Raw genomic sequence first — 21,524 nt, forward strand, 5'->3', positions numbered from 1 at the left:
CATGGACATCGCCATTCACGGGAGCTTCCTCCCGCAGACCGACCCCGACGCCGCCCTGGCCTTCTACCGCGACCTCCTCGGCTTCGAGGTGCGCAACGACGTCGGCTACGACGGCATGCGCTGGATCACCGTCGGCCCGCCGGGGCAGCCGGTGTCGATCGTGCTGCACCCGCCCGCCGTCGACCCGGGTATCACCGAAGACGAACGCCGCGTCATCGGCGAGATGATGGCCAAGGGCACCTACGCGGGCATCCTGTTCTCCTCCGACGACCTCGACGGTCTCTTCAAGCACCTGCAGGAGGCGGGCGCCGAGGTCATCCAGGAGCCCACCGACCAGCCGTACGGCCTGCGTGACGGCGCCGTCCGCGACCCGTCGGGGAACCTGATCCGTATCCAGCAGCGCGTCTGAGAACTACCGGGTGCGGGCGCGGACGTGGACCCGTTCGCCCTGTTCGCCGAAGAGGCTGAGCACCTCGACCCGCCCGCGGCCGGTGGCACCGAACCAGTGCGGCGTCCGGCAGTCGAACTCGGCGGCCTCGCCCGCGCCGAGCACGACGTCCTGGTCGCCGAGTACGAGCCGGAGCCTGCCGCGCAGCACGTACAGCCACTCACGGCCGCCGTGCGTTCGCGGGTGGGGTTCGTCGTCGCTCGCCGGGATCGTCATCTTGTAGGCACGGGGGCCGTCCTCGTGCCGGGTGAGCGGGATAAGGACACGCCCGTCCCGGCCGTCCACAGGGGCGTCGAGCACTCTCGGTGACGAGACGATCTCGTCGACGCGCAGGCCCAGCGCGGCGATGACCGGCAGCAGCAGTTCGAGGCTCGGTTTGCGCTGCCCGGATTCGAGCCGGGACAGGGTGCTGGTGGAGATGCCGGTGGCGCGGCTCAGCTCCACCAGCGTGGTGCCCTTCTTCTCCCTGGCGCGGCGCAGCCGGGGCGCGATCTGTTCGATCGCCGCGGTGACGGTGGGTTGGCTCTCCATGCCGCCAGCACAGCAGGTCGTCCCGGTTCCGGCAAAGTTCTTTGCCGAAACAGCCAAAAGCTCCCGATGCTGGCGGCATGATCGAGACGAAACGCCTTCCCGCCGGGGTCTATCTCCTGTCCTTCAGCCTGTTCGCGATGGGGAGCGCCGAGTTCCTGATGGCCGGCGTCCTACCCGCGGCCGCCGCCGATCTCGGCGTCTCCCTGTCGTCCGCGGGCGCGCTCATCACCGCGTTCGCCCTCGGTGTCGTCCTCGGCGGCCCGCCGTTCGCCGTGCTGAGCCTGAAGTGGCCGCGGCGGACGGCCTTGATGACGACGCAGGCCGTCTTCGCCGCCGCCATCGCGATCGGCCTGCTCTCCGGCGACTACTGGATCCTCCTGATCACCAGGTTCGTCGCCGGTCTCGCCTACGCCGGTTTCTTCGCCGTCGCCGCCGTGACCGCGATCAGCCTGGTGACGCCCGACCGCAACGCCCGCGCCTCGGGTGTCGTCGTCGCCGGGCTCAGCGTCGCCATGGTCGCCGGGGGACCGGCGGGCACCCTGCTGAGCAACCTCACCGACTGGACCGGCGGCTTTTGGGGCGTCGTCGCGCTCACCGTCCTGGGTGTGGCCGCCTGTGCCGTCGGCCTGCCTGCCACGACGTCCACCGCGCCGAGCCTGTCGGGTGAACTGCGCGCCATGCGGACGCCGCGCCTCTGGGGCGTCTACGCGGTCACCATCCTGAGCACGGCCGCGTACATGGTGTCCTTCAACTACCTGGCGGCGATGCTCGCGGACGTCCTGCCCGCGGTCTGGATCCCCGCGGTCCTCGCGCTGTTCGGGATCGGCGCCTTCGCGGGACTGTCGCTCGGCGGCCGGATCTCGGACCGCCGGCCGCACCACGCGCTGCTGGGCGGCGCCGTCGGCATCGCGGGCTTTTCGGTGCTGCTCGCGCTTTTCGCGTCTTCCGCCTTGGTGGTCGTGCCGACCGTGTTCCTGCTGGGTGTCGCGGCCTTCGTGCTCAATCCGGCGCTCTACGGCCGGGTCTTCACGATCGCCGCTGCCGCCCCGACCCTCGCCGGCGCGACCACGGTCTCGGCCTTCCAGCTGGGCATCAGCCTCACCCCGGCCTTCGCCGCCGGGGCGCTGAACCTGGGGGCGTCGCTGACGGCCATCCCGTGGATCGGCGCCGCACTGGCGCTGGCCACGATCCCGTTGGTGCTCCTCGACCGCTCGCGTGATCGCATGCTTGCTTGCTAGCATGCGAGCATGGCTGAGGTCACCAAGCGGCAATTCAACGTCTACCTGCCGAACGACCTCATCAAGCGGGTGAAGCACGCGTCCGTCGACGCCGACGAGTCGCTCTCGTCGTTCGTCGAACGGGTGCTGGAGGAGTACCTGCTGCGGACCAGTGAGGAACGTGAGCGATGAAGGTCATGCCGATCCGCTACAGCGCGGACGTCGAGGCGATGACGCGGTTCTACGAGGCGCTCGGCCTCGGCACCGGGCCCGTGTCGCGGCCCGGCGGCTGGGTCGAGATGCCCGCCGCGGGCGGGATGCTGGCCATCCACCGGTCCTCCGGCGACGACGTCGGCCGTTGCGAGCTGGCGTTCGAGGCCGAGGAACCGTTGGAGGACGTCGCGGAACGCCTGCGGGCGGCCGGGTTCGAGCCGGGACCGCCGATGGACGAAGGTTTCGGTCACTCGATGCGCGTCCAGGACCCGGACGGGGTGTGGGTGCAGCTCAACCTGTACGACCGCGACCTCTACACGTGACCGAGACCCGGCGCGCGGGCCCGCTGTTCCTCGCGGTGGGCATCGTCGCGCTCGAATTCGCGGCGGCCGTCACCGGTTTCGTCGCTTCCAGCCTGCTGCCGATCGTCGCCGCCGAGCTCGACGCGAGGAACGACCTCGGGCTCCTGATCGCCGGCTCGACACTGGGGCTGTTCGTCGCGCTTCCCTTGGCGAGCCGCGTTCTCGGCAGGCTGGGCCCGCGCGGAACCCTCGCCGTCGGGATGGCCGCCTATCTCGGCGGGCTGCTTCTCGCCGCGACGGCACGGGCGGCGTGGATGTTCGCCCTCGGCCAGTTCTCCGCCGGGCTCGCCAGTGGCCTGCTGGCGATTTTCGGGATCAGCTCGGCGATCCGGCATCTCGACGACCGGCTGCGGATCCGCGTGGTCGCGGCGTCCTCGGCGATGTGGATCGTGCCCGCGCTGCTCGGCCCGGCCGCGACGCTGGGCCTGGAGCATCTCGTCGGCTGGCGGTGGACCCTGCTGCTCCCGGTGCCGTTCGTCCTTTTCGGACGGTTGCTGGTCGTGCGCGCGGCCCGCGGTGAACCGTCCACAGAGGACGGACAGCGACCGCTCGCGAAGACGCTGACGGTACCGCTGGGAGCGGCACTCGTCGTGTTCAGCGCGGGTTTCTGGCCGCTCGCGCTCGCCGGGGCGGCGATCACCGTAGCCGGGATGATCGCGATCCTGCCGCCGGGCACCGCACGGCTCCGGCCGGGGACCCCCGCCGCGCTCGGCGCGATGGTGCTGTTCGCCATCGGCTATTTCGGCGCGGACAGTCTCATCACCGTGCTCCTGACGAGCGGTTACCAGGTGAGCCTCGGGCAGGCGGCGATCGTGTTGAGCGCCGCCCCGCTCGGCTGGGCAGTGACGAGCCTGGTGGCCGCCAAGTTCACGTCGGCGCGCTTTCCCGTCGTGGGCTTGGGAATGACCGCGCTCGGCACCGCCGTCCTCGCCTTCGGAGATTCGTTCGCCACGGCTCTCGCCGCCTGGGCCGTCGCCGGGATCGGTGTCGGACTCGCCTACCCGGGTCTGTACATCCGAGCCACGACCGCGGGTACGAGCGGTTTCACCGCCGCGGAACTGGCGACCGCCGTCATCACCGCGGAATGCGTCGGGCAGCTGCTGGGCCGGGCCGTCGGTGGCGCCTTGAGCTCATCCGGCACCGGTTTGTTCGCCTCCTACGCGCTTTTCGCGGCCTCACTGGCGGCCGCCGCCTACGCCGCGGCCCGCCGGGAATGAATCAGCCGGCCCGAAGATGGCGCCACGGCTCGACCATCGGCCGCCTGCCCAGCGCGTCCAACGCCTGCGGCCCGTCACAGAACGCCTGCCCCGGATGCGGGTGCACGCGCACGCCGCCGGCGTCCACCATCGGAACGCGACGGGTCGATCATCACCGGCGGATGCGAAAGATGCTGAACCACCGGCACCGCCGAAACGTCGAGCGTGGTGCGGGTCGAGGTCTCGAAGGCCCGGATCCCGCGCTCGCACAACACGATGTCGAGACAGCCGCGCTGCGCGATGTACTCGGCCGCCACCAGCGATTCCTCGATGGTGGAGTTCATCCCGCGTTGAGCAGCACGGGTTTCCCTGCCCGGCCCGCCGCCTGCGGCAAGCCCGTCACCCTGCGCTTCCTGTCCGCGGACGCCGCGGTGCCGCTGACCCGGGGCGGCGTGCTGTACAAGGGCGAGTCCGGGGGCGCCGACCACAACGCGATCCGCGCCTCGTCGACCGCCGCCCGCCAGGACGGCGGCTCGCCGCCTACCAGAACACCCCGCGCGACAAGTGTCATCCGTCCGAAGAGGCCTGTCCTTCCGGGACAGGCCTCTTCGGTGTTTCAGTCGATGAGGACGTTCTTGTAGAACAGGTTCGCGTAGCGATTGATGTTCTCCATGCTGCTGCGCGAGCCGAAACCCATGTACAGCCGGGTCTCGCCGGCCAGGCTCCGGTAGATCCCGAGTCCCTCCGGCTCGCGGAACACCAGCGACTGCCCGGCCTTGGTCAGCGCGCGGCTCTTCACCGTGCCGGTGTTCATGTCGATGCAGGTGACGTACGAGTTGATGTCGGCGGGATCGGCGTGTCCTTCACCATCCAATGTGTACAGATACTGGCCGTAAATGGTGTATCCCTGGAAGGTCACCGGCACGGTGGACAACGCGGGCTGCGCGAAATGCGCCAGCGGCGAGCTGAAGTCACCGGCCGCGGCGGAGGCGAGCGGGTAGACGCTGTAGAACATCTTGCCGCCTTCGTTGCGGCGCACCGCGATCCGCTTGTTGATCGGGTCGGTGGCGCAGGTGATCGTTTTGCTGCCGGTGAGGAACTTCTTCACCGACGGCGTGCCACCGTTGACGAACTTGAACCTGGCCAGCGCCGTGCCACGACCGGTGCCCGTCGGTCCGTCCGAATCGCATTCCATCCAGATGTAGGAGTCGGTGCCCACCGGTTCGACGCCGATCGACACCCCGTGCCCGGCGTTGTTGAGATGCATCGAGCCCTGGATCTCACCGGAGAAGTTGACCTGCGTGACACACAGGTCGTCACCGGTCCCGCCGTTGCGCGCGTTCACGATGAAGATGCGCACGTTCTGGTTGTCGAAGGCGAAACCCTGCATCACGTGATGCGACTCGTGAAGGATCTTGCTGCGAAACTCGTCGTACGACGGCTTGGTGAGGTCGAACCGCTTGGACGCCGGCACCGCGGCCGAAGCCGGCGCGGCGAACACCGCGCCCGAGCCGAGCAGTGCCGTCGTCGCGGCGAGACCACCACCGGCGCGCAGCAGCGAACGTCGGGAGAACGGGGATCGGGGCACCTGCTCGGACATGAGCGCTCGCCTTCGTCGGGTTTCGCGGTTCGATCGAAGGTTGTTCACGCGCGTACAAGATTCGTACAACCCGGCTCACCGATCTACCTCCCCTCGCACAGGGCGGCGTTGGCGACGTCGATACCGCTCGGATCGGTCGGGAACTTGTTCGTGTTGGTCACGACCGAAGCGAACCGGCCGTCGTCGGTGGTCAGCGTGAGCGACGCGTGCCCGGTCGGCAGGGCACCGTCGTGTCCCCAGGCCACGTCGCCGCAGGACAGCTGGATGCTGAACTGCCCGAGCCCGTATCCGGCGGAAGCGCCCGGCGTCCACGGCACGACGGTGCGCATCTCGGCGAGGGCCTTCGGCGAGACGACAGTGCCCGAAACGAGCGCACGCCCGAACTTCGCGAGATCCGTCAAGGTGGATTCCATCGCGGCCGACGAACTCCACTTCGAGAGCTCGAACGAGGTCGTCATATCGACCCAGAAGTAGCCGCCACCGAGCTGGAAACCCTGGTAGCCGGGCAGGTACGGACTGGTGAGCGTCCGCTTTCCCGGCGGCGGGAACGAGGTTCCGGTCAATCCGAGCGGTTCGACGATCCGCTCGGTGATCGCGTCACCGACGTACTTGCCCGTGAACTTCTCGATCAGCAGGCCGAGCACCAGGTAGCCGACGTTGGAGTAGTGGTAGGCGCCCGGCGCGGAAACCGGCTTGTCGTCCATCGCGGCACGCACCAGCTCGGCCAGGTCGAACGTGCCGTCCGGCTTGGTCTTCGCGCCGGCGGGGTCGTGGGGGAAGCCCGCCGTGTGGTTGAGCAACCGGCGCACGGTGATGACGGTGCCGTCGTAGTTCCCGGTGACGACGCCGGGCAGGTACCTCTCGATGGGAGCGTCGAGTTCGACGAGCCCCTCGTCGAACAACTGGAGCACCACGGCCGCGGTGAAGGTCTTGGTCTGGCTGGCGATCCGGAAATGGTCGCCCGCCGTGATGGGCCGCTGTCCGGGGGAGGTGGCCGAGCCGCTCGACAGGGTCCACGAGCCTTGGGCGTCGCCGGCGTGCACGGCCGCGCCGGGGCCCACCTTCCGCTGGTAGCGATCGAGTACGGCTTGCGTGGCGGCGTGATCGCCGGTCTCGGCCGCCACCGCGGGCGCGACCGGCACGGCGAGTGCGACGGCCAGTGCGACACCGGCGATCCGCTGGATCTTCGTTCCCATTCTCTTCTCCCTCAGTCTTTTCCGGAGTTCGCGGAGGCGTCACCGATAGCGGTGAGGCCTTTCTCGACGACGTCGAGCACACCGGCGACGCCTTCGAGCAATTTCACGAGGTTTTCGCCGCTGGCGAGCAATTCGCCCAGTTTCGCCGCGATCCGGCCGCCGTGTTCGACGGCGATCGCCACGCATTCCGGGATCGCCTCGGCGATACTGGCCCCGAACGTCGCGGGCGCGGCCGCGATGGCCCTGGTCATGATCGGCACGATCTTCCCGACGGCCTCGGTGATCAGGCGGGTGACGATGTCGACGGCCTGCGCCACCACCTCACCGGCGGCGACCATCGCCTTCGCGTTGGCCGCCGCCGACTCCGCGACCGTTTTGATCCCCTCGACCAGTTTCGTCGCCGTCGCGGTGTAGTCCCGCTTGGCGTCCCCGGACCATTCGCTCGTCTCGTTCTCCGTCGTGGAGCCGTAATCCTCGGCGACGGAGTTCGCGCCCTGCGCGCCCTTGTCGTGCTCGGCGGAGGGAGCCGACACCGACCCAGGCTCGCCGCGAAGCTGCCCGAGCGGCTCTTCGAGGAACGAGATCATCGGCGTCAGGAAGTCGCACCCCGCGCTGCTCAGCGCCGAAAGCGGGCTCGCCGTCGAGCCGAGCATGCCGAGCGAGACAGCGGGCTCGCCGCTGAGCTCCGCGGACAACCATTCCTTGCCACCGACCGAATCCCGCGCGATACGCAGGTCGGCGAGGGCGGTGTTGATCTCCACCGCCGTCGTCATCGGAGGCCTCCGTCGCGGTTCAGGCGGGCGGCGTGGCCTTCGTCCGTGCTCTGATACAGCTCGGCCGCCCTCCGCATGCCGTCGCCGACGTCGTCCAAAACCGACGCCGTGTGGGCGAACGCTTCCCTCGTCCGGTTCATCGCGGCGCCGATGCCCGCGGTGAAGCACTGCGCGAACGGCCCGAGCGCAGCCGACGGCATTTCGCCGGGCAGCGCGGCGCCGAGCGACGACAACTGGCCGGCGTGCGCGGCGAGCCGGCCCGCGTGCCGGCGTAACTGGCCGGGATCGACGGTGTAGGACCGTTCCGCGGTCATCGCACGACCTCCGGCGAGAGGTGCCGGGTGAGCTGGGTGAGCGCCGGGCCGTCCCCGAGATACCCCGCCATCACGTCGGCCATCCGTTCCCCGGCGAGACGCTGTGCCACGCGTGCGGTGGTCACGATCAGCGCGGCGAGCGCGTCGGCTTCGAGTTTGCGCGCGAAGGGCGTCAACGCGACATCTTCGAGCACGCCCGCCGCGTTGACCGAGACGGTGACCTCACCCCGGGGTGAACGGGCCGTCGCCCCCGCCTGTTCGAGGCTCTCCCTGGCCTGTCGTGCGCCGTCCGCGGCGCGTTCGAGCCGGCCTCGGTAGTCGGCGAGCCATTGTGCCGGCTCCATGGTGTTCCCCTTCCTTGTTCGATGGAATGCGTCGTCATCCGGCGGCCGATGCCACCGCTTCGCGTAGCACGTGAACGAGTTCGTTGTGCCGCAACGGGTTGACGCTCACCCAGCCGCGGTCGTCGTGATCGATCCGTACTCTCCCCGCAGGAGCGTCCAGCCAGGAAAGTTCGAGTGGCCGCTTCTCGGTGCCCGATCCGCGCACGACACCGAGCTGGCCGCGTCCCACGACCGAAGGCAGCACGTCGGCGAGCGCTTCGACGGCCGGGTCGTCAGCGGTGGCTCCCGGCGGCAAGGTGATCGGCAGGGTCGGTGCGGCAGGCATCTCGGGGAGGAGCCCCGCGAGCGTGTCGGCCAGTGCGTCGTACGCGACCCTCATGACGGTCACCGGGCTCGGTGTGCCACCGAGCGGCTGTCCGCACAGGATCGCTCGGTCTTCGTGGATCATGGCCGCGAAACCCGTCAAGATTCCGTCGCGGGCCAGCACCAGATCGACCGAGCTGTGGAACCCGCGCATCGCGGCGACCAGAGCCGCGGCCAGGCCTGCTGGTCCGTCCGCCGTGGCGAGGCCACGCTCCGTCAGCGAACCGCCCGCGGCGCGGAGCGATGCCTCGCGTTCGCCCGCGATCCGGCCGAACGACGGAATCCGCAACGGGAAAGGCAGCGGTACCCCCGCGTGCGTCGCGAGTAGATCCAGCTCCACGAGCTCGAAACGGCCGCCGTGTTCGTCGAGCGGGGTGGCGATGGTCGTCATGACGTCCGCCCCCTGAGGTCGTCGCCGGATCGCTCGTCCTGTTCTTGGTACTTGCGCTTGGCGGACGCGAGCAGCTGCTGGTATTCCCTGACTTCGCGTTCCGCTGCCTTGATCTCGCCCGTGAGTCCGGAGCCTCCCGCGGCCTCCCGCAGCCGGTTCGCCAGATGCGCGGCGGGTGGTGCGGTTCCCAGCAACGGCAGCCGTTCCGCGAGCCTGCTCGCCGTTCCCACCAGATCGGCGGTGAGATCGCCGAGATCGGCCAGCGTCGTGATGCGCGCGTCGAGCAGTTCCAGTTCGACTTCGATTCCCCGACCCTCGCTCATCGCCACTCCTGCTGGGGAAGACCGATGACCGCCTCACTGGCGGGTTCCGCGAGGGGGAACAGCGCGTGGTCGATCGTCGGCAGCTGGTTCGTGTGGTCGTCCTCGTCGGACCGGCCGTGCGTGCCTGTGCCAGGCGGAACCAACGGGCCCACGGAGGCGGTGCGCGTTGCGGCCGGCTCGGCGGGCGCCCGCGCCACCATCGCGCCGGACCCGGACGGCAGCGCCGCCGTGCCCACCCGCACCCCGTGCGCGAGGGGGCTCACGAAGGCGCCGGGCCCGGCGGTGGTCCCGGCACCGACGGCCGGGCCTTGTCCCACCGCGCCGGACCCGGTGAGGCGCTGCCACGAAGACCCGCTCGGGGCGGTGCCATCCGGCAGTGAGGCGCTCGCCGTGGTGCCGCCACCGCCCGGCGTGGCCGACGCGGCCGGGATCGTGCCCTGTGCCCGACCGATCAGCCTGCCCGAATTCGTCAGGCTGGACTCGTAGGTCCGCATCGTTTGGACGGCGCGCTGCTTCCGCACGTCGGTCGTGGCGGTGGCGGCGTAGAAGCTGAAACCGGCTCCGCCGAAGGTCCAGTCCAGGAACATGCTCGTCATCGGTGCGACCGGGTCGTCCGCCGGGGCGGGCATCGTGGCCCTGGCCCATGCCAGCGCGTCGGCCGCCTGTTGCGCCGCCCGCTCGCCGGCGTGGGCGAGCTCCGCGATCTTCTCCACCCGGTCGGCGAGCGTGAGCAGTCGCCTGGCCGCCTCCTCCGCGCCGCTGCCCCGCCAGCCGTCCAGCAACGCCGCGCGCTGTTCGCGCAGCACCTCGGCGTGGTTGACCAAGGCCGCCCGGTGTCCGGACCAGTCCGCGGCGATCGTGCTGACGTTCGTGACGTCGGCGTCCTGCCACAGCATCCGGTGCAGCTCTTCGTGGCTGTAGGCCTCCCAGCGCACCTCGCCCTCCGGCGCGGTCTCGGCACTCACCCCGGTTCCCCCTTCCCACGGACCGCTTGTCGACGCGACCCATGCTGGCGGCGGGCGTGCCGGAGCCGGAAGGCCGAGCGGCGGCCATTTACGGCCGGTGGTGCTGAGCTGCGAAAAGGCCCTAGCGCCGGGCGCGGTAGGCCTTGGCGAGGTGGTGCTGCAGCCGGGCGTGCCGGAACTGGTAGACGGCGCCGGACTGGCGCAGGATTCCTCGCCGGTACGCGTCGTCCAGGAAGGCGGTGACGGCCCACGGCAGCTTCCGGAGGAGGGGGAGCCGTACGCGGGCGAAGACCAGCCACTGGCCCCACGCGGTGAAGGTCATCACGTACGCGGAGGCCGTGACGAGTCCCGCGGTGAGCCCGAGCAGAGCACTGACCCTGAACGACTTCACGAGGTGAAAGGACGGCCCCGTGAGGTCCTCCAGCGCGGCAGCGGCCCCGAAGGCGCCGAGGCCGATCGCGATCGCGAACACCGGCGCGAACAACGCGACGACACGCAGCACGGTCGAGCGGTTCGCCGCGAGCAGGTCGGCGGGGCTGGTGGCGGTGGTCAGGTTGGCGGGCACCTCGAGAACGGTGAGGAGCGCCAGCAACCCGCCACAGACGGGGCCGAAGGCGAGCCCGAAAACGGTGATGTCGATGAGGATCAGGCGGAGGAGACGACCGAGATCGTCGATGACGACGAGATCCGGTGACAGTGCCCGCACGAAGACACCGACGAAGGTGATGACGACGGCCGCCAGCACGCCGCCCGCCACCCCCGCCGCGAACCTGACGGCGATCCTCCGCCGGAGGCGGGGACGGCGTGCCCGCCGGTCGAACAGCCGCAACCGCACGCGCGTCGGTTCGAGGTGCCCGGTCTTGCGGACCACCAGGAGCGAATACAGCAGACCGAACGGAACGGCGATCACGGCCCCGCTGGCCAGCCCGTCGACGAGAACGACGGGTAACCGGAACGGCAGCCCGGAAGTGAGCGAATTGAGCGGGCAGAGAACGAACCAGATGACGAGCGCCGTGGTCAGCCAGGTGGAGGCGGTCACCAGGAGGACGCGCGACCGGCGCGTCAGCGAGCCGCCCATCCGCCACCATTCGAGATCGCCGGTGTCCCGCCGGTCGAGGTCGTCGGCGAGGAAGCCCAGCCAGTGCCGGACCTGTTCGAGGTCCCAGCGCTGCTGGACGTCGCCGGCTTCCCAGACGGTGGGGACGAAGGTGTCGAGCAGATGCTCTTCGAGAGCCTGCGCCGTCGGGAAGCGGTCGATGTCCAGCAGGCTCGCCGGATCGCGGTCGCGCGAGTCGCTGTAGACCGTACGGGCGAGCCCGATCATGAGCGGGGTTTTCAGGACCGTGGCCAGGTTCGCGGCAGGCGCTTCGGTGTCCCGCAAGGCGGCCAAGACCGGATCCCACGCCGTGGCCGCGCCGCCGGGAGCGAGTCGCCGTGCCGTTCGGGGCAGGTAACCGGCGAGGTCGTCGACGGTGAGGTCGGTCAGTTCGACGACGGCGGCCGACGTCAGCGTGTGGACGTTGGTGACCGCACGCTCGTACTCGTCGAAGCGACTGGTCAGGAACAGCGGTCCGGAGAGGGAGTTGAGCGCTTCGAGCGCCGGCCGGTGCAGGCCCTCGGCGATCTCGTCGAAGCCGTCGAGGACGGGAAGGATGTACCCGGTGTCGACCAGCACGGCCGCCAGCGTCGAGCCGCCGGGTGCCTCGGCGGAGAGACCGGGATGGTCCCGCTGAAGCGTTTCGACGAGCCAGGTTCGCAACGGCGTCGTGGTCGGGTCCCACGAACCGATGGTGAAGATCACCGGTACGACACCGCCGCGATTCCGGACGGCCAGCGCGTCGAGCGCGAATCGGAGCGTCAGCACGGTCTTGCCCGCTCCAGCGCGGCCGAGCAGCACCAGTTTCCGTGAGGGGATGCCGCGGTAGATGCCCGCGATGTCGCCGATCTCGCCAGAGAGGTCGAGCGGTGCGGCGGTCATACCGTGCGGAACGCGGCAGATGTTGTCCCAGTGGTCGGCGAGGTCGGCGGCGGTCCGCCACCGAACGGGCAGGGGGAACGGATCGTGCACGCGGCGCAGTTCCTCCTCGCGCCGGAGCCGGGTGGCGATGATCGTGGCCAGGTGGTCCGCCGCTTCGGACACCTCGTCGGGAACGACGACGAGGGACGGGGCCGGAACCACCGGTGTCTCGCCGGCGTCCTCGGGCGGCACTTCGACGGGCTCGTCCGGCTGCCTGCCGTCGGCGGCGGCGAGGAGGTCGGCGCGCTCGCGCGGGGTGATGCCGAGGGCGTCGGCGAGCAACGTCACGGTGCCGACGCGAGGGTCGGTGCCCCCACCGTTTTCGAGACGGCGGATGGTTCGCACCCCGACGCCTGCGCGGGCGGCCAGGCCTTCCTGCGTCAGACCTGCCCGGCGGCGGGCGTCGCGGAGGAGAACGCCGAACCGACCGGCCACAGGCGACGTCCCTCCCAGATCCGCTGTGCGACGGGTGATCATCCTAGTGGCGGACCGGCCACGAACGGCAGCAGGTGGGCCCGGTCAGTGATGCGCTGTTCCGTATTCGTCAATTGCGACATGTGTACTGACGAAATCGGCAAGGAAAGGGTGGTTCTCGAAGTGAAAACCGGCATGGTGTGGAATCGGTCCTAGCTCTGACCTTCTGTGTTCGAGGTGCTTCCTACGCTTCAGCAGCGCGATTTCGTCTCCGTCTTGAACGAAAGCAAGGTCATCGAAGGCATTGTCACGACCGGCGATGTCGCGAAGCGCTTCGGCGAGTCGGCGACGCCGTTCTTCAGCTGGGTGAGCTGGATCAGGCGCTCCTTCGACGTCGATTCCATTCAGCCGTATTGCGATAGGAAGGTCGACAGCTTCGACCCGGGTCACCCGCGACAAGGTCACGCACTTCCATCCCGACCCGGTGCCGGAGGACGCGGTCGAAAAGCTGCGAGGGTTCACCAGGTTGCTACACCAATACCCTGACCTGACCTGGTCGAGTGGCGTGAAACGCAAAGGACCCGCACTCTGCCCGAGTGCGGGTCCTTCGAACTGTGGAGCTGAGGGGAATCGAACCCCTGACCTTCTCGATGCGAACGAGACGCGCTACCAACTGCGCTACAGCCCCTGGTAAAGCTTGCCCCTGCGTTTGAGGCTCCATGAGCTTAGCAGTGGCTCTGGAGCCTCGAACGCAGGGGGGTCACTCTCCGGAGGCCCGTCGGAAAGGCCTGGTCCCGGGCTCGTCGAGCTCGTGGAAGGCCGGGTCCTCGTCGTCGAGGTCGACGACGACGGCCTGGCGGCGGAGGCGGGACATCGGGGACGGCTTGCGCTCCACGACGGCCGGGCGTTCGGTGGCGACGACCTCGATGTCCTCACGGGACTCGTGCGTTTCCTCGTCGTCGACCGCCGGGCGGCGCGGGGCGCGGGTGCTGTTGAAGCGGGCGAGGCGGCGCTGCCGGATCTCGTTCTCGATGCGGACCTGACGGCGCAGGTACACGAGGTAGCCGACGAGGACGGCGTCGACGACACCGTTGGCCCACCAGACCGTCGGGGTCAGGAAGCCGGCGACGGCCGCGGTGGTGACCACCAGCACCAGGAGCGCGATGACGATCCGCTGCCGGAACGCGTACTTGGCGCGCGCGGCGATGTCCGCCGCCTCCGGGTCGAATCCGCCCCGGCCTGGCCGGTAGCCGGTGGCTTGGCGTTCTCTTTCGGGCCGGGCCGTGCGCGAGGGCTGGGGAAGCGGCTCGGCCTCCGGTGCCTCGTCTTCGAGGTCGGCGTCGAGCTCCGCCTCGAGTTCGGCCAGGTCGTCTTCAACCGATGGTTCCGTGTTTTCCGCCATCGCGAACTCCTCCGGTCCCTCGTGGCGTGTGCTCCCGCTCCGCACGACCCGCGCCGCCAAGGCCGAGTCCGTCGTCCGTGCGACCTGCTGGCGCTTGCGGGCGACCATGGGCACGAGAACGACGAGCCATGCCGCTGCGAGCGCGACGATGATCACCGAACTGGGCATCTCCCGTCACCTCCCCCGATCCACTGCTGTAGTCACGCTAGCCACAACAGTCACACACGCCGCGCAGACTCGCCGGTTTCGATCACGGAAAATGCATCACCAAATTAGGTGAATCTCACAGCTTGTGGTAACGCGGTCACCGGAACGACCCGGTGACGGGGTCAAACGCGCTCCGCGAGGCCCTTCGCGACGAGCCGCGAGACCAGTCCGTCACCGGTCTCCTCCTTGGTGACGGCGTAGCAGAAATGGTCCCGCCAGCCGCCCGCGACATCGAGGTAGCGCTCGAAAAGACCCTCTTGCCGATAGCCCGCTTTGGCGAGAACCCGCAGGCTGGGGGTGTTTTCGGGGCGGACGGTCGCTTCGAGCCGGTGCAGTCCGCCGAAGTCGAAGACGTGGTCGGTGACGAGGGCGACGGCGCCGGTCGCGACGCCGCCGCGGACGATGTCCGACGACACCCAGTAGCCGATCCAGGCCGACCGGAGCGACGCCCGGATGACGTTACCCACAGTGATCTGCCCGGCGAAGCGTCCATCCACCGTGATGGTGAACGGGAGACATTGCCCGCGCCTGGCGAGGCCGCGCAGCGCCAGCCATTGGGACGGCCACGACCAGTACGCGTTGCGCTCCGGCCACGGTCCGACGCCGGTCGGTTCCCACATTTCGAGGTGTTCGCGGTCCCGCAGCCGGACGCGGCTCCAGTCGCCGGCGTCCCGCAGCCGGACCGGCCGGACGGCGAGGATCCCGGCGGGCACCCGGAGCGGGCCCAGCTTCGCGGGCCAGCCCGGATGCCTGCTCTCGATCGGATACGCGACGCCGGAAATCGGTGCGCCCATTACGCCCGCTGGGCCAGGAAGGTCACCTTGACCTGCTCGCCCGCGGCGACCTCGGTGAGGTCTTCGTCGATGTTGATCAGGCAGTTCGCCTCGGCCAGTGAGGCGAGCAGATGCGCGCCGGAGGTGCCGAGCGGCTGCACCAGGTATTCGCCGTTGCCCTCGTCGCGCAGCAGCTGGCCGCGCAGGAAACCCTTGCGTCCCTTGGTCGAGGTGATCGGGGAGAGCAGCCGCGCGCCGACGATGCGGCGGTGCGGGTTGCGGGTGCCGCGCGCGGCGCGGATCAGCGGGCGGACCAGGACCTCGAACACGACCAGCGCGCTCATCGGGTTGCCGGGGATGAGGAACGTCGGCACCGAATCGGGCCCGAGCCTGCCGAAGCCCTGCACGGATCCGGGGTGCATGGCGACGCGCGTCATGTCGATGTGGCCGAGGTCCGACAGCGCCGCGTGCACCTCGTCGCCCGCGCTTCCGCCGGCGCCACCCGCGACGACGACGATCTCCGACATCAGCAGGCGCCCTTCGACGACCTCCCGCAGCCGTTTCGGGTCGCCGGGCACGATGCCGACGCGGCTCACCTCGGCGCCCGCGTCCCGCGCGGCCGCGGACAGCGCGTAGGAGTTGACGTCGTAGACCTGTCCGACCGACGGGGTGCGGTCGATGTCGACCAGTTCGTCGCCCACGGAAACGATCGAAACCCGGGGCCGCGGGTAGACCAGGACCTTCGCCCTGCCGACCGCGGCGAGCAGGCCGACCTGGGCCGAGCCGATGGTGTCGCCCTTGCGCACGGCGACGTCGCCGATCTGCACGTCCTCGCCGGTCCGGCGCACGTAGGCCGCCGACGGCACGGACTTGTGCACGGTGACCTTGGCCTGGTGGCCGTCGGTGTAGGCGGTCGGGACGACGGCGTCGGCGAGCGTGGGCAGCGGCGCGCCGGTGTCGACCCGCACGGCCTGGCCGGGCTGCAACCGCCGCGGCTGGCGGGAACCGGCGGCGATCTCGCCGACCACCGGCAGTTGCACGGGCTCCTGGCCCGAGGCGCGGACGTCGACGCTTCGTACCGCGTAGCCGTCGACGGCGGCCTGGTCGAAACCGGGCAGCGCGTGTTCGGCGACGACCTCTTCGGCGCACAGGAGGCCTTGGGCCTCGGAGATGGCGACCCGGACCGGGCGCGGGCGCACCGCGGCGTCCAGGGTCAGCGCGATCTGGTCCTCGACGGAACGGAACTGTCCCGCGTCTTCGGTCTCGGCCGCTTCGGCGATGGGCTCCGTCATGACTGCGGGATCTCGATCCGTTCGTTCGACCAGGCACGCGATGAAGGCCCGTCGGTGAACTGAAGTTCACCACCGTTACCAGGAGTGATGCGGTCCGAAGCCGCGGAAATCGCCCGATCGGGCAAGCTCCTCGTGGTCCGTGCCGCCGGGGTGGTCGCTGCGCCTGTCATAGGCGTGAAGCCTAACCTGACCATGTGGGCGAGCCCGGCAATGAACACCTGAGCAAAGCGGAGTGGCGTTCCCGGATAACCGCCGAACGACGTTCGCAGGTGTCGGAAGTGCGCGCGCGGGAGGCGGTGGCGCTCGCCGCCGCGGCCGCCCGGCTGCCGGGCGAGGTCGTGTGCGCCTACGTCCCCTTCGGCACCGAACCGGGGTCGACGGCGCTGCTTGATCAACTTCTCGACCAGGGGAAACGCGTGCTGCTGCCGATCGTCCCCGGCACGCCGGGGCCGCTGGAGTGGGCCGCGTTCGAGGGCCCGTCGAGTCTCGCGCCCGGCAGGCTGCGGGGGCTGCTCGAACCGACCGGGCGCCGCCTCGGTCCCGACACGCTGGGGACGGCCGATCTGGTGCTGATCCCCGCGCTCGCCGTCGACGACGAAGGGGTCCGGCTGGGCAGGGGCGCCGGGTACTACGACCGGTCGCTCGCCTTCGCCGCGCCGGACGCCGCGCTGATCGCCGTCGTCCGGGACGCCGAACTCGTGCGCGCGTTGCCCGCGGAACCGCATGACGTCCGCATGACCGGGGTACTGACCCCGGAGCACGGGCTGGCTCCGCGCCCGGTAATAGACTGATAACCCGACGCAGTGGTTCAGAAAGGGCATAATGAGCTCTGACGCGCACCCGTCCGATCAGTTCGCCGAAACGCTGTCGAAAATGCGTTCCGCGGGGGCCCACGCCATGGAGCTGGCGGCCCTGCGGCGGCGCCTGGAGCAGTTGTCCGAACCCGGCGCCGGCCAATTGCCGGGCGACGAACTCGAACCACTCGAGGACATCAGCAAGCTCGTCGACCTGCCTGAGCCGGACGCCGAAGAAGGACGCCGCGTCCTGGACCGCACCGCGGTTCTGAAGCTCAACGGCGGGCTCGGCACGAGCATGGGGCTCACCGGGCCGAAGTCGCTGCTGGAGATCAAGCCGGGCAAGACGTTCCTCGACGTCATCGCCATGCAGGTGCTCTCCATCCGCGAGAAGTACAACGCGCGGCTTCCGCTGATCCTGATGAATTCGGCGGGCACCCGCGAACCTTCGCTGGAGTTGCTGAAGAAGTACCCCGATCTCGCCGACGACGTCATCCCGGCCGACTTCCTGCAGGGCCGCGAGCCGAAGATCACCGCCGACGGCAGGCCCGCCGAATGGCCGTCCAACCCGGAACTCGAGTGGTGCCCGCCGGGGCACGGCGACATCTACATCGCGCTCGCGGTGAGCGGGATGCTCGAAACGCTGCTGGCGGAGGGCGTCCGCTGGTGTTTCGTGTCCAACGCCGACAACCTCGGCGCGCTGCCGGACGCGCGGATCGCCGCGTGGATGGCGAAGGAGAGCATCCCGTTCGCGATGGAGACGGTGCTCGGCACCGCGGCCGACCGCAAGGGCGGGCACCTCGCGCGGCGCGCGGGCCGCATCGTCCTGCGTGAATCCGCGCAGGTCCCCGACGGCGACGACTCGTTCGGCGATGTCGGCAAGTGGCGGTTCTACAACACGAACAACATCTGGATCGACCTCGAGCGCCTGAAAGCCCTGCAGGATGCCGACCCGGCCGCGCCGCAGCTGCCGCTGATCGTGAACCGGAAGACCGTCGATCCGGCCGACGCGGCCAGCACGCCGGTGATCCAGCTCGAAACGGCGATGGGCGCGGCGATCGGCTCCGTCGAGGGCGCGCGGGCCATCGAAATCCCGCGGACCCGGTTCGCGCCGGTCAAGACCACCGACGACCTGCTCGTCGTCCGGTCCGACGCGTACGTTCTCGACGAGAGCGGGGAGATGATCCCGGAGTTCACCACCACCCCGCCGGTCGTTTCGCTGAGCAAGGAGTTCTACAAGCTCCTGCCGGACTTCGACGCGCGTATCCCTTCGGCGCCTTCGCTCAAGGAGTGCACGAGCCTCGCCGTGGACGGTGACGTCACCTTCGGGAAGAACGTCGTCGTCCGCGGCGACGTGAAGATCACCGGGCCGAAAACCGTTCCGGACGGTGAAGTCCTCTAGTCCCGCTGGGCGATGAACACGTACTCGCGTCCTGGACGATCCGGGGCGTCCCGGATGTCCAGGACGCGAAAACCGTGCTCCGCCAGCAAGGCTTCCAGTTCGTCGCGTTCGCGGAACCACAGCGTCGAGTCCGAGGTGACGACCTCGCCGTCGGAGAACCGGTAGCTGTACCGGAACGAGACGAACGGGAGGTTCACCTCGGTGACCTCACGCCACTGCTCGACCTCGCCGACGCCGGGGACGTCGATGACCTCGTGCGCGGTGTCGGCGGCCCAGTCCTCCCAGGCGCGCCGACCGGGGCGGCGGATCTCGAAGACGAGGTGACCGCCAGGCACCAGCGCGGTGCGGATACCTTCGAGCGTCCGGCGCCATTCGTCGTCGGTCAGGAAGACCTGTGCCACGTTGCCGGTCATCACCGCGAGATCGGCCCCGGCGGCACCCGCCGCTTTCGCGTCGCCGTGGATCCAGGTGATCTTCCCTTCCGGGTCTTTGGCCTTCGCGACCTCCAATGACGCCTTCGCGGGATCGACACCGACGACCTCGATCCCTCGCGCGGCGAGGAGAACGGCCAGGCAGCCGGTGCCGCAGCCGACGTCGAGCACCCTCTTCGCCCCGAGTTCGCCGATGATGCCGAGGTAGTGCTCCAGATCGTCGCGAGCGCCGTCGAAGGCGTCGTAGACCGGTGCGAGCCGGGCGTGGGCGAAGAGCGCGTCAGGCATTCGGCGACGATAGTTCCGGGACGCGTTCGCGGGCCACGGATTTACGGTCGCGCCGCCAGGCCCGTTCGCCCAGCGCCGCCAGGAAGGCGGGCAGCAGCACACCGCGGATCAGAGTGGCGTCGATCAGGACGGCGACGGCCATCCCGACGCCCATCATCTTGTACTCGATCGCGCTCAACGTGATGAAGACGCTGAACACGCCGACCATGATCACCGCCGCCCCGCTGACCACCCCAGCGCTCGTGCCGGTGCCGCGGACGATCGCGGTGACGGCGCCTTCGGCCCGCCGTTCGCGGATCCGGCTGAGGATGAAGATGTGGTAGTCCATGCTCAGCCCGAGCAGCAGGACGAACATGAACATCGGCAGCCAGCCCACCACCCCGCCGTACGGGGTGAAGCCCAGCAGGGAAGCGAAATGGCCGTCCTGGAAGATCCAGGTGAGCACGCCGTAGGCCGCGCCGATCGACAGCAGGTTCAGCACGATCGACACCAGTGCCACCGGCACGGACCGGAAAGCCCGCAGCAGCAACAAGAACGCCGCGAGCAGGACGAAACCGAAGACCAGCGGCATCCGCTCGATCACCCGGTCGGCGAAGTCGCGGGCGTTCGCCGTGCGGCCCGACACCGCGAACTCGACGCCGTCCACCTTGCCGATCGTTTCGGGAAGTACTTCGGTGCGCAGTTTCGCGAGCGCGGCGTCGGCTTCCGCGTCGCGGCCCGCGCCGGACAACGGGACACGGACGACCACGGCCTGGTCGACGTTCGCCACGGCGATGGGCTTGTTCAGCACACCGGAGGATTCGCCGATCCGTCGTTCGAGATCCGTGATCGCCACCCGGAGCGCCGGGCTGTCGACCGGGCCGCCGCGTTCGGCCGTCAGCACCACCGTGGCGGGGTAGGCCACGCCCGGAAAGGCTTCCTGGGTGCGGACGGCGGCGTCGATCGTCACCATCGAGCGCGGCAGGCTCTCCGCCGGGGTCGGATCCTGCAGGCGCATGCCGAGCGCGGGCAGCGTGAGCAGGATGAGCAGCGCGGTCGCGAGGCCGCCCCACAACGCCGGCCGCCGGGTGACCACGCGAGCGGTCGCGGACCAGAACCGCGAGTTCTCCGCGGCGGTGCGCCGCTTGCCCAGCCAGGGAATCCGCCCGCGATCGACCTTGTCACCCAGCAGGGAGAGCAGCGCCGGCAGCACGGTGACCCCGCCGAGCACGGCCAGCCCGACCACGAACGCCGTGCTGATCGCGAGCCCGGTGAAGTTGTCGAGTCCGGTGAACACCAGCCCGCCCACGCACAGGACGACCGTGACGCCGGAAACGACCACGACATGCCCGGAGGTGCGCGCCGCGACGCGGATCGCGTCGTCGACGGAGTGGCCGCGCGCGCGTTCTTCCCGTTGCCGCCTGAGGAAGAACAGCGAATAGTCGACGCCCACCGCCATCCCGATGAGCAGGGTGATCACCGTCGTCGCGCTGTTGATCGGGGTGAAGTCGTCGACGACGGAGAGGAAGCCGAACGTCGCCGCGACGCTCGTTCCCGCCAGCAGCAACGGGACCGACGCGGCGACCAGCGCCCCGAAGACGATCAGCAGGATCACCAGGGTTAGCGGCAGCGAAAGCAGCTCCGAACGTTGGACGTCCTCCCGGATGCCCTTGTCGACCACGGTCGACAGGCTGAGGTCCCCGGACTGGCTCAACCGGACCGAAGGATGCCGGGCGGCGACCTCGGCCACTCGCGCCGTCGCGGTCTCGAAGTTCGGGCGGACGTCCTTCTCCCCGCCCGCGATCGCGAAGCCGACGAGCCCGGACGTGCCGTCGGCCGAGATCCGCTCGCCGTGGGCCGGCGGTGAGCGGACGTCGGTGACGGCGCCGGACCCGGCGAGCGTGGTGACCAGGTCTTCGGTCGCCCGCCGGAGTTCTTCGTTCGCGGCGAACGGAGGCGAGCCGGGCTCCTTCGGCGCTACGAGGACGTTCTCGCGTAAGGGGTCGAAGGTGTCTTGCGCGTTCAGCGCGGTCTGCGCGCGGCCGGACTCGCCGGGATCGGTGCTCCGGCGGCTTTCACCGTCCAGCAGCATTCCCGACAGCAGGGCGACGACCACGAGGGCGACCCAGCCGACGAGGGTGAGCGCGCGATGCCGCAGGGACCACGCGGCGATCTTTTCGGGCAGCATGAACTACAGTCCTTTACGTGAAGGAGTGAGATGCCTCGGGCGAGGTTTTGCTTCTTCTTTCCTGGGCCGTCGAGTTGCCGCTCGGCGGCCCAGGCTCTTTT

The 21,524-nt window shown here is 69.7% G+C and carries 25 protein-coding genes and 1 tRNA gene; 7 read left to right on the plus strand and 19 right to left on the minus strand.

The features are described from left to right. The first annotated feature begins 1 nt into the window (after position 1). Positions 2-409: a VOC family protein gene (locus tag NQK81_RS30385; RefSeq protein ID WP_257484222.1), complete on the plus strand. Its 408-nt coding sequence runs from the start codon at positions 2-4 to the stop codon at positions 407-409. Positions 410-412: 3 nt separating this feature from the next. Here the strand turns inward: NQK81_RS30385 and NQK81_RS30390 are convergent, their stop codons facing one another. Continuing rightward, positions 413-979, minus strand: coding sequence for a helix-turn-helix domain-containing protein (locus NQK81_RS30390; protein WP_257484223.1), 567 nt, complete (start codon positions 977-979; stop codon positions 413-415). Between the two features lie 77 nt (positions 980-1,056). On the opposite strand from NQK81_RS30390, the gene NQK81_RS30395 reads away from it, so the two are divergent. Genes NQK81_RS30395 through NQK81_RS30410 form a run of 4 tightly spaced genes read left to right on the plus strand, consistent with a single transcriptional unit; the run spans position 1,057 to position 3,988 of the window. After that, a complete protein-coding gene (locus NQK81_RS30395) occupies positions 1,057-2,217 on the plus strand; it encodes an MFS transporter (RefSeq protein WP_257484224.1) in 1,161 nt (386 codons plus the stop codon). 9 nt (positions 2,218-2,226) lie between these two features. Then, on the plus strand, positions 2,227-2,388 hold the full coding sequence (locus tag NQK81_RS30400) for a hypothetical protein (RefSeq protein WP_034305716.1): 162 nt from the start codon (positions 2,227-2,229) through the stop codon (positions 2,386-2,388). Continuing rightward, complete coding sequence (locus NQK81_RS30405) at positions 2,385-2,732, plus strand: VOC family protein (RefSeq protein WP_257484225.1); 348 nt, start codon at positions 2,385-2,387, stop codon at positions 2,730-2,732. The genes NQK81_RS30400 and NQK81_RS30405 overlap by 4 nt, the downstream gene beginning before the upstream one ends. Further along, the gene (locus NQK81_RS30410; RefSeq protein ID WP_257484226.1) at positions 2,729-3,988 is read left to right on the plus strand and encodes an MFS transporter; all 1,260 of its coding nucleotides are present in this window, start codon (positions 2,729-2,731) and stop codon (positions 3,986-3,988) included. The genes NQK81_RS30405 and NQK81_RS30410 overlap by 4 nt, the downstream gene beginning before the upstream one ends. Before the next feature lie 74 nt (positions 3,989-4,062). Here NQK81_RS30410 and NQK81_RS30415 read toward each other — a convergent pair whose 3' ends face one another. The 16 genes from NQK81_RS30415 to glp form a co-directional block, all read right to left on the minus strand. Beyond that, on the minus strand, positions 4,063-4,284 hold the full coding sequence (locus tag NQK81_RS30415) for a hypothetical protein (protein ID WP_257484227.1): 222 nt from the start codon (positions 4,282-4,284) through the stop codon (positions 4,063-4,065). 23 nt (positions 4,285-4,307) lie between these two features. Next, positions 4,308-4,538, minus strand: coding sequence for a hypothetical protein (locus NQK81_RS30420; RefSeq protein ID WP_257484228.1), 231 nt, complete (start codon positions 4,536-4,538; stop codon positions 4,308-4,310). A 45-nt stretch (positions 4,539-4,583) separates the two neighbouring features. Beyond that, complete coding sequence (locus NQK81_RS30425) at positions 4,584-5,567, minus strand: phage baseplate protein (RefSeq protein ID WP_257484229.1); 984 nt, start codon at positions 5,565-5,567, stop codon at positions 4,584-4,586. A gap of 83 nt (positions 5,568-5,650) precedes the next feature. Then, entirely contained in the window at positions 5,651-6,763 is a 1,113-nt protein-coding gene (locus NQK81_RS30430; protein WP_257484230.1) for a serine hydrolase domain-containing protein, read from the minus strand. A gap of 11 nt (positions 6,764-6,774) precedes the next feature. After that, complete coding sequence (locus NQK81_RS30435) at positions 6,775-7,536, minus strand: hypothetical protein (RefSeq protein WP_257484231.1); 762 nt, start codon at positions 7,534-7,536, stop codon at positions 6,775-6,777. Continuing rightward, positions 7,533-7,850: a WXG100 family type VII secretion target gene (locus tag NQK81_RS30440; RefSeq protein ID WP_257484232.1), complete on the minus strand. Its 318-nt coding sequence runs from the start codon at positions 7,848-7,850 to the stop codon at positions 7,533-7,535. Before NQK81_RS30440 ends, NQK81_RS30435 begins: the two co-directional genes overlap by 4 nt. Then, complete coding sequence (locus NQK81_RS30445; protein ID WP_126736865.1) at positions 7,847-8,194, minus strand: YbaB/EbfC family nucleoid-associated protein; 348 nt, start codon at positions 8,192-8,194, stop codon at positions 7,847-7,849. Before NQK81_RS30445 ends, NQK81_RS30440 begins: the two co-directional genes overlap by 4 nt. 34 nt (positions 8,195-8,228) lie before the next feature. Continuing rightward, complete coding sequence (locus NQK81_RS30450; protein ID WP_257484233.1) at positions 8,229-8,948, minus strand: ESX secretion-associated protein EspG; 720 nt, start codon at positions 8,946-8,948, stop codon at positions 8,229-8,231. Beyond that, positions 8,945-9,271, minus strand: coding sequence for a hypothetical protein (locus NQK81_RS30455; protein WP_257484234.1), 327 nt, complete (start codon positions 9,269-9,271; stop codon positions 8,945-8,947). The genes NQK81_RS30450 and NQK81_RS30455 overlap by 4 nt, the downstream gene beginning before the upstream one ends. Beyond that, entirely contained in the window at positions 9,268-10,236 is a 969-nt protein-coding gene (locus NQK81_RS30460; protein ID WP_257484235.1) for a hypothetical protein, read from the minus strand. Before NQK81_RS30460 ends, NQK81_RS30455 begins: the two co-directional genes overlap by 4 nt. A gap of 121 nt (positions 10,237-10,357) precedes the next feature. After that, a complete protein-coding gene (locus tag NQK81_RS30465) occupies positions 10,358-12,688 on the minus strand; it encodes an XRE family transcriptional regulator (RefSeq protein ID WP_257484236.1) in 2,331 nt (776 codons plus the stop codon). Between the two features lie 84 nt (positions 12,689-12,772). Beyond that, complete coding sequence (locus tag NQK81_RS30470; RefSeq protein ID WP_257484237.1) at positions 12,773-13,117, minus strand: hypothetical protein; 345 nt, start codon at positions 13,115-13,117, stop codon at positions 12,773-12,775. Positions 13,118-13,282: 165 nt separating this feature from the next. Then, a tRNA-Ala gene (locus tag NQK81_RS30475) sits at positions 13,283-13,355 on the minus strand. Positions 13,356-13,427: 72 nt separating this feature from the next. Then, the gene (gene sepX, locus NQK81_RS30480; protein WP_257484238.1) at positions 13,428-14,237 is read right to left on the minus strand and encodes a divisome protein SepX/GlpR; all 810 of its coding nucleotides are present in this window, start codon (positions 14,235-14,237) and stop codon (positions 13,428-13,430) included. A 161-nt stretch (positions 14,238-14,398) separates the two neighbouring features. Continuing rightward, complete coding sequence (locus NQK81_RS30485) at positions 14,399-15,070, minus strand: GNAT family N-acetyltransferase (RefSeq protein WP_126736877.1); 672 nt, start codon at positions 15,068-15,070, stop codon at positions 14,399-14,401. Further along, positions 15,070-16,341: a molybdotransferase-like divisome protein Glp gene (glp, locus tag NQK81_RS30490; RefSeq protein ID WP_257484239.1), complete on the minus strand. Its 1,272-nt coding sequence runs from the start codon at positions 16,339-16,341 to the stop codon at positions 15,070-15,072. The genes NQK81_RS30485 and glp overlap by 1 nt, the downstream gene beginning before the upstream one ends. Positions 16,342-16,610: 269 nt before the next feature. On the opposite strand from glp, the gene NQK81_RS30495 reads away from it, so the two are divergent. After that, positions 16,611-17,132, plus strand: a complete 522-nt coding sequence (locus NQK81_RS30495) for a 5-formyltetrahydrofolate cyclo-ligase (RefSeq protein ID WP_257484240.1) — start codon at positions 16,611-16,613, stop codon at positions 17,130-17,132. An 82-nt stretch (positions 17,133-17,214) separates the two neighbouring features. After that, positions 17,215-18,537 carry a UTP--glucose-1-phosphate uridylyltransferase gene (locus tag NQK81_RS30500; protein ID WP_257484241.1) on the plus strand — a complete coding sequence of 441 codons (1,323 nt, stop codon included), beginning with the start codon at positions 17,215-17,217 and terminating at the stop codon, positions 18,535-18,537. On the opposite strand, the gene NQK81_RS30505 is transcribed toward NQK81_RS30500, so the two are convergent. Together NQK81_RS30505 and NQK81_RS30510 are read right to left on the minus strand one after the other, a co-directional pair. After that, positions 18,534-19,256 carry a class I SAM-dependent methyltransferase gene (locus tag NQK81_RS30505; protein WP_257484242.1) on the minus strand — a complete coding sequence of 241 codons (723 nt, stop codon included), beginning with the start codon at positions 19,254-19,256 and terminating at the stop codon, positions 18,534-18,536. The two genes, NQK81_RS30500 and NQK81_RS30505, sit on opposite strands and share 4 nt — an antisense overlap. Further along, positions 19,249-21,423 (minus strand): MMPL family transporter, encoded by a 2,175-nt coding sequence (locus NQK81_RS30510; RefSeq protein ID WP_257484243.1) that lies wholly within the window; start codon positions 21,421-21,423, stop codon positions 19,249-19,251. Before NQK81_RS30510 ends, NQK81_RS30505 begins: the two co-directional genes overlap by 8 nt. Positions 21,424-21,524: the final 101 nt, after the last annotated feature.

It is taken from the genome of Amycolatopsis roodepoortensis (genome assembly GCF_024628825.1).
In the GTDB taxonomy this organism is placed as follows: domain Bacteria; phylum Actinomycetota; class Actinomycetes; order Mycobacteriales; family Pseudonocardiaceae; genus Amycolatopsis; species Amycolatopsis roodepoortensis.